The organism is Pseudoalteromonas sp. S2721 (assembly GCF_005887425.1).
Classification (GTDB): domain Bacteria; phylum Pseudomonadota; class Gammaproteobacteria; order Enterobacterales; family Alteromonadaceae; genus Pseudoalteromonas; species Pseudoalteromonas simplex.
Window position 1 is genome coordinate 248425 of the sequence record NZ_PNCZ01000014.1, and the last position, 7951, is coordinate 256375.

Genomic DNA, 7951 nt, shown 5'->3' on the forward strand with positions numbered 1-7951 from the left:
CACGCTTTAGTTATTTATTCCATTAAAGCATGCAAAGTATATGAAACAAAGAGTATTTTACACTTTAAACTTACCCACTAAATCATTTAGAGTTTTCGATAACAGGTTTAGTTTGTCACCATTGCCTCTGGCACTATGGGCAATTTCGCTTACATCATCAGCCGCATTTTTTATTTCAACAACATTGCGGTTAATGTCTTCTGCTACATGCTGTTGCTCTTCAGCTGCAGTGGCAATCTGTGTATTTAAATCGCTGATATTGACGATAGACGCAGTTATTTCGCTAAATTGTTGCTGTGCTGAATGGGCTAACTCCACTGTTTTGTTTGTGCGGTCTAAGCTGGTTGTCATCTCTTTTGACACTTGATCAGACATCTTGCGCAACGTATCTAACTGACTTGCTATTTCTTCTGTCGATTCTGAGGTTCTTTGTGATAACGCACGCACCTCATCTGCGACAACTGCAAAACCTCGACCATGTTCACCCGCCCTCGCCGCTTCAATTGCTGCGTTTAAAGCTAACAAATTGGTTTGCTCTGCGATGCCTCTTATCACGCTTAATATCGACATGATATTTTCGCTTTCAGCGTCGAGTTGGTTTATATCTTTAGTTGCTTTGGTGATCACCTTAGATAGAGATACAACGCTATCAACCGTTTTAGATATAACACTTTGTCCAAGCTCAGAGGCCTGTTGTGTTTGCGATGCAAGTTCGGCTGCATTGGCACAACTGGCAGAGACTTCATTGGCTGTCGCTGCCATTTCATTAATCGCTGTGGCCGCCATTTCGAGGGCTTGTTGTTGCTGAGATGTTGAGCCAGATAATTGCGCCGCTTGTGATGACGTTTGCGCCGAGGTATCACTCACATTTTGCGCACACTCATTAATTTGCGTGACTAAATCAGAAATCAAATTCAAAAATAAATTAAAGCTGTTAGCCAGTTTGGCCGTTTCATCGCGTGTTTTAATCACTAAACGTTTAGTTAAGTCACCACCACCTTGCGATATTTCAGTTAGACCATCACTCACTTCAACAATAGGTGCAGAAATTAATTTAGAAATATAGCTAGCTACAAGAATGAATACAGCAATCAAGATTGCACTGATGACTAAAATAGTAATCGTCATTGCATTTGCGCCACTCATTACTTCAGATTTTTCTACTAAGCCTATAAATTTCCAGCCTAGTTTTTGCGAGGTGTAAATATTCGCTAAGTAATCTTTGCCATTAATGTCAATTTCAAATTGACCCTGATTATTTTCAGCGAGCTGTTTGTATTTTCCGTTATTGACTTGTGCTAGCTGCTTAAACCTGTAATCAGCATTTTTTACGTCAACGAGTACATTGCCACTATCTTCAATCAACATTAAATAGCCAGTTTCACCAAGTTTAATGTTCGCAATAATATCGGTAAGACCCTGCAAGGATACATCCATGCCCTGCACACCAATAAGCTCTCCTGCTTGTTTAATCGCTTTAACAGTAGAAACAATTACCATGTCATCTGCTGCCCAATAATAGGCATTGGTTCTTACCGTTTTACCATTTGCTGCTTTGCCAGTTTCGTACCAAGGCCTTACTCTTGGGTCATAATTCGCTGTGACTTCACCCTCTGGCCATTGAATATAACCACCTTGCTCATTCCCCATATAGATATAAGCAAGTCCCGGGTGGGTGGCACCAAAGTGATCAAATAAACGAAAGGCGTTTTTTTCGATGTTACTACCACTTAGATGATCAAGCTTTTCTGCACTAGGTGATTGCATATGGGTTTTAACACCTTGCTTGGCGTCTAAGATAGCGGAATGGGATGCAAGATAATTGACGTTTTTCTCTATTTCAGCAAAAAACATACTGATACCGTTATCAACTTGTTTCGCTTCTCTTTGACTAAGCTCGGCGAAACTATCGAGGGCTTGTTGTCTTGTTTGTGTAATTACAAGCACAGCAATAATGATCAACGGCAGCGCAATTGCTGACGCAAAGGCGAGTTTTAATTTTTTTGAAATGTTCATAGCCAACTTCCAACTAAGCACTTAAGAAAATATAGTGAGGCCTTGGAAGTTCAGCAAATAATTAAGTGTTTATTTTTATGGGGCAAAGCAAGCTTGACCACATAAAGTTAACGTGAAATTTATACCCCTTATGCTTACTTTTACTCAAAACTTACCTGTTAAAAATATGACATTTAGTTGACAGACACGTGGAATGTACTAACTTTAGTTTTAGTAATTAACATGCTTCTAACAAAGTATTGCTAGATACTTTCCAACCAATTGGCAGCATTTGCTGGATGCAAATTAGCTGCCTATTCCTACTTCATGTTTAAGCATATAGCAAAGTAAAGCTTGGGCATCAGGGTGTTTATCTGCTTTTAACCCTGTTAAAACACCTTGTTGATCCGCCGCCGACTTATGCTGGCCTAACTTCTCTTTTGCCTGAATTGAGTCAAGTTCGATTTTAATACCCACTATGCCACGCAGTAATTTGGCTTGATAATCAGCTGGTAACAAACTGGTGTCGTTTAAAATACTTGGCTCGTATTGGCTAATTAACTCATTTAGGCAGGCTAAGGTGTTGTCATCATCAAGGTATTCTACTATGCCTTGGGCATGCACCGCAGCGTAGTTCCAGGTCGATACAGCTGGCTTTTCTGCATACCAAGTGGGAGATATATAACTATGCGGGCCGTTAAAAACCACTAATACACGGGTACCTTGCAAGCTTTTGCCGTGACTATTAGCCCGTGACACATGACCATATAAGGTACCAAACTCGCCCTCATCGGGCTTATAAACTAAAGGTAAATGAGTTGCCTCAAACTCACTATCAACCATCAGTGCAAAGCTGTAGGTTTTAATGAACTGCGATACTCGCTCTGGTGTCATTTTCCACTTGTTGGGTGTGTGCATGCTTTTCTCAATTTATTAAAAATTGCTCCGATTGCTTGAATCTAACATTGTAATTGATCAAGAGTTTTCTACTAGCCTTTAGCCACGACTTAAATCACAAATAATGTTATGTCCTTTAACCAATTCGAAAAAACTAACAAATAAAAAGGCCTTTTAACTACACACCTAATAAATGATAATGATTTACATTACTGTTCATTAAATGATATATTCCCATTAATCGGTACAGGGTGTTGCGGATTTTAATTAATTGGAGACTGAAGAAAAACTCTTCTTATCTCTTGGTTACTAAATCAATGTTAAAGGATATACACAATGGAAATTTTTAAACTGCCGCAATATCTATGGATTAATGATTCCAACTATCTAAAGAGAAAAACCTCCGTTTTGCTGGGGATATCATAAGCCCACTCCATGATTTTCCACTCGTCATGACTTTCAACATGACACAACAATAGCCTAAGCATAGGCCTCACTATTTATAGACGTAATAGGACTACGGATAAAAAATGACAAAGACTAACTACTTTAAACTCACGCCTGTCGCACTTTCTTGTTTAGCGATATTTAGTCAATCTTTACAGGCTGAGCAAAAAAAGCATAACGATATGGAAGTACTCACAGTCGTGGGTGAACAAAACAATGCTCAAAGCTATAAAGTTGAGCAAATGAGTACCGCAACGGGTTTAGAGTTATCATTTCTTGAAACACCACAATCAACCACAGTCGTGACTGAGCAAGGGATAAAAGATCAACAACTAAACTCTGTTATTGAAGTGATGAACAGCGTAGCGGGGATTAATACCCGCCCTTCTGACAACGACCGATACTCAATCAGTGCCCGCGGTATTGGCGTAAGTAGTATTTTGTATGACGGTGTGGCGACAACCTACGATACACGCTTTAACTATGGTGACAACTTAATGGATAGCGCAATTTATCAGCGCATAGAAGTTGTTCGCGGAGCAACTGGTTTGATGTTAGGTGCGGGCAGTCCATCGGCAGCTATCAATTTAGTGCGTAAGCGTCCGACAGAACAATTTCAAGCAAACGTAAGCCTAAGTATTGGTTCATGGCAACAGTTACGCGGTATTGTTGACTTATCGGGAGGTTTGAATCAAGACGCAAGCGTTCGAGGTCGAGTCGTCATAGCATATCAAGATCGCGAAAGTTATCAGCATCGTTACGAGCAACAAAGACAAACCCTTTACGGTATTATAGAAGCAGATTTAGGGCGTGACACATTACTAACCTTAGGAACTGATTATCAAGATACCAAGCCTGAAGGCTCAATGTCTGGTGGATTACCGCTATTTGACAACCAAGGTAATAGAACTAATTACAGTCACCACACATCAACTGCTCCTCGCTGGGCATCATCTAAAACCAAAGCGTTGAACAGCTTTGCCACGATTGAACATAACTTTAGTGATGACTGGCAAGTTAAAGCAAGCTACATCTATGGCGATAACGATTTAGAATATGATGTGTTATGGCCAACAGGTAACCCAGACCCAATAACCAATGAAGGAATGATACCTGGCTCACTTGCATTTATTGATGGCAATCGCACTCAACATACATACGACTTAAAATTATCGGGCCGTTTTATGTTACTCGATCGTTCTCAACAAGTTCTAATTGGTGTAAATCAGCAGAAACAAGAGTTTGCCAACCCATATTATGGCTCTTTAAATGAAGCACCGCCTTTGGGTGATTTTAGAGATAAAAACTTTACTTATCCCACCCCTCAATGGAGTGATGAAATCTTGTATGGCTCATGGGGAGAAACAAAGCAACAAGCAATATATCTTGCTTCTGATATTGAAGTAACTGACGCGCTTTCAATGGTTGTAGGCGGACGGATTGATAATTGGGAAACTGAGCAAGACAATTTCGGAACCATTCATAATTACGAAGTTGATAATGAATTTACCAGTTACATTGGCGCTACCTATACTGTTGGGCAAAATGTATCTTTGTATGCTAACTACACCGATATTTTCACACCACAAAGTAGAGTTCAATCCGATGGCAGCTACCTAGATCCTGTTAAGGGAAAAAACTACGAAGCAGGTGTTAAAGCAAGCCTATTTGAAGAAGCGCTAGACACCTCATTTTCAGTGTTTGAGATCCGTCAAGATAATGTTGGCGAAGCAACAGGAGAAACATTACCTGGTACTACTGTGCCTATTTACCGTGGTATTGATGGCACCAAAACGCAAGGATTCGAATTTGAAGCAAATGGTTCAATTAATGAGCATTGGAATGTTTATTTTGGATATAGCCAATTTGAAACAAAAGACCCTGATGGAGAAAAGATAACGACCACGAGCCCAAAACACCAAGTAAAGCTTTTCAGTACTTATGAATTAAATAATATACTAAGTGGTCTACAACTGGGAGCTGGTTTTAATTGGCAAAGTGAAATCAATAGAAATGTCACTAAGCCTGATAGAAGTTCAGTTGAGGTTAGTCAGCAAAGTTATGCGCTTTTTCGACTAATGGCAAGATACAACGTAAACGAACAACTTACATTGCGCGCTAATTTAGAGAACGCATTTGATAAACGTTATTACAGCCAAATTGGGTTTTATAACCAGTATCAATATGGCGCACCGAGAAACTTTAGTATCACTGCTCAATATCGTTTTTAATAACATACACGAGTATTAACTAAATTCGCCTCTATATACGAGGCGAATTTAGAAACAGAGTAAAAATCAGCTGAGTTTTCAACAGAAGCTCTGAGTTAGTTGAATAAGGTTTTTTTACCCAAGTAAAACCAGTTCTAGCCATCGACAATAATACGTAACATGCGACGCAGTGGCTCAGCAGCACCCCATAACAGTTGGTCACCAACCGTAAACGCACTGATATACTCTGGGCCCATCGCTAATTTACGAATACGACCTACCGGAATAGACAGCGTGCCAGTTACTTTTACAGGCGTTAAATCTGTAGCGGTAATGTCGCGATCATTCGGGATCACTTTGACCCACTCATTGTGAGAAGCCAGAATTTCTTCAATTTGCTCAACGCTAATGTCTTTGCGCAGCTTAATTGTCATTGCTTGTGAGTGACAACGCATTGCACCAATGCGAACGCATAAGCCATCAACAGGGATAGGTTGTTCACTGCTGCCTAAAATCTTGTTCGCTTCAACTTGCGCTTTCCACTCTTCTTTACTTTGACCGCTTGGCATTGGTACATCAATCCAAGGGATAAGGCTACCGGCTAAAGGCACTCCAAACTGGTCTTGTGGTAAATCGCTTGAGGCAATTTTTTCGGTGACTAACTTATCAATTTCAAGAATCGCAGCATTTGGATCTGCCAGTTTGTCTGCCACTGTTTCGTGAATTGCACCCATTTGCGCAATTAGCTCTTTCATGTTGCGTGCGCCTGCGCCAGAAGCGGCTTGATATGTCATTGGGCTAACCCATTCAATCAAGTCTTGCTCAAATAAACCGCCCAGTGCTAATAGCATTAGTGATACGGTACAGTTACCGCCCACATAGGTTTTAACACCTTGCTCTAAACCTGCACTGATAACGTCTTTGTTTACTGGGTCTAGCACAATAATACTGTCGTCACTCATACGCAGTGCCGATGCCGCATCAATCCAGTAACCTTGCCAACCTGATTCACGTAATTGCGGGTAAACGGCTTTGGTATAGTCACCGCCTTGGCAAGTGACAATAATATCCATCTTCGCAAGCTCAGCGATATCATTAGCATCTAAAAGCGGTTTAGCAGGACCCGCAAGATCAGGGCCTAATTGACCGGTTTGTGAGGTGGTGAAAAAAGTCGTGTCGATATTAGAAAAATCATTTTCTTGCTGCATACGTTCTAATAACACAGAGCCAACCATGCCCCGCCAACCGACTAATCCTACTTTTTTCATTGTTTGTTCCACTGTTTGATTCATTCAAATTACCTAAACTGTTAAAAATTAAAGTCCATTGCGTGAGAGTTTAATTTTTACAGGAGTAATCTAGCATTGCGGTCTTAGCAAAACCAGCGCAAACCGAGTAACATCAAAATTTTTCATCATCGTTTATTTAAGTAATGGGCAAGCTTCTGGTAGTACCATGTTCAGCGCGCCAGCATGCACTTTAAAATGCTGTTGTTTTGAGGTGATTGGCTCGCCATCTAAGTTTATTGGCATTTCTGTTTGTGTTTGCCATTCAAGCCAAGGCACTTGATATCGTTTTACCCACTGTTGTGATGAATTAGGGTAATTGCTGAGCTCTTCGATAACTGCAGGTACATCTGAGATTGCAAATGATGTAAACGCCACTAGATCAACCAAACCATCATTTATGTAGGCATGTGGCGCAAGTGGCTGGCCACCGCCCGCTTGGCGGCCATTACATACGGCAGCGGCAATAATATCACCCGAAGTACGTTCACCATCAGGCAGCGTTAACTCGCCACTGTAAGGTACAAAACTCAGCGCTTGTACAAGACCAGCCAAGGTATACGCGCCACCACCGAGTAAGTTTTTCAATGCAGGCGGTGTGGTTGCGGTAATTTTTGCCCCAAAGCCTGCACTGGCTACGTTCACAAAATAACGCTTATCAACCTCTACCGTATCAATTGCATGCGGCTGACCCTGCGCGGCAAGTTTCAGTGCTGGCAGGTAACCGTGTGGAATATTAGCGGCTGTAGCAAAATCATTCGCCGTGCCCATAGGTAAAATAGCAAGCTCTAAACGTTGTGACTTTTCCAGTTTCATTAATGCATTAACGGCTTCATTAACTGTGCCATCGCCACCAGCTACGACAACACGCTTTACACCCTCTGCGACGGCTTCATTAATAAAACGCTCAATGTCACCGCCTTCATAGGTAACACGCACCGCAAGTGGCTGACTAGTTCGAAATTGACCGATGGCGTCACGAAGCTGCTCATCAGCCGCTTTTTTGCCATTTATAATTAACCGTAAGTCCATTTTTAATCCCTGTTTTAACACTTAGAACTACCATAACACGCAATGGTTTAATATACCCAAACTACCTCAAGATGCGAGTTTCAG

5 protein-coding genes are annotated in these 7951 nt (G+C 41.1%); 1 reads left to right on the forward strand and 4 read right to left on the reverse strand.

The window, feature by feature from the left end:
- Positions 1-57: 57 nt before the first annotated feature.
- Both CWC02_RS07750 and CWC02_RS07755 read right to left on the reverse strand, forming a co-directional pair.
- Complete coding sequence (locus tag CWC02_RS07750; RefSeq protein ID WP_138617463.1) at positions 58-2016, reverse strand: methyl-accepting chemotaxis protein; 1959 nt, start codon at positions 2014-2016, stop codon at positions 58-60.
- Positions 2017-2301: 285 nt separating this feature from the next.
- Positions 2302-2913: an FMN-binding negative transcriptional regulator gene (locus CWC02_RS07755; RefSeq protein WP_138617465.1), complete on the reverse strand. Its 612-nt coding sequence runs from the start codon at positions 2911-2913 to the stop codon at positions 2302-2304.
- A 509-nt stretch (positions 2914-3422) separates the two neighbouring features.
- Here CWC02_RS07755 and CWC02_RS07760 point away from each other — a divergent pair.
- A complete protein-coding gene (locus tag CWC02_RS07760) occupies positions 3423-5570 on the forward strand; it encodes a TonB-dependent siderophore receptor (RefSeq protein ID WP_502705400.1) in 2148 nt (715 codons plus the stop codon).
- 134 nt (positions 5571-5704) lie between these two features.
- On the opposite strand, the gene asd is transcribed toward CWC02_RS07760, so the two are convergent.
- Together asd and yegS are read right to left on the reverse strand one after the other, a co-directional pair.
- Positions 5705-6841, reverse strand: coding sequence for an aspartate-semialdehyde dehydrogenase (asd, locus tag CWC02_RS07765; RefSeq protein ID WP_054552076.1), 1137 nt, complete (start codon positions 6839-6841; stop codon positions 5705-5707).
- Positions 6842-6970: 129 nt separating this feature from the next.
- Positions 6971-7867 carry a lipid kinase YegS gene (yegS, locus tag CWC02_RS07770; RefSeq protein WP_138617467.1) on the reverse strand — a complete coding sequence of 299 codons (897 nt, stop codon included), beginning with the start codon at positions 7865-7867 and terminating at the stop codon, positions 6971-6973.
- Positions 7868-7951: the final 84 nt, after the last annotated feature.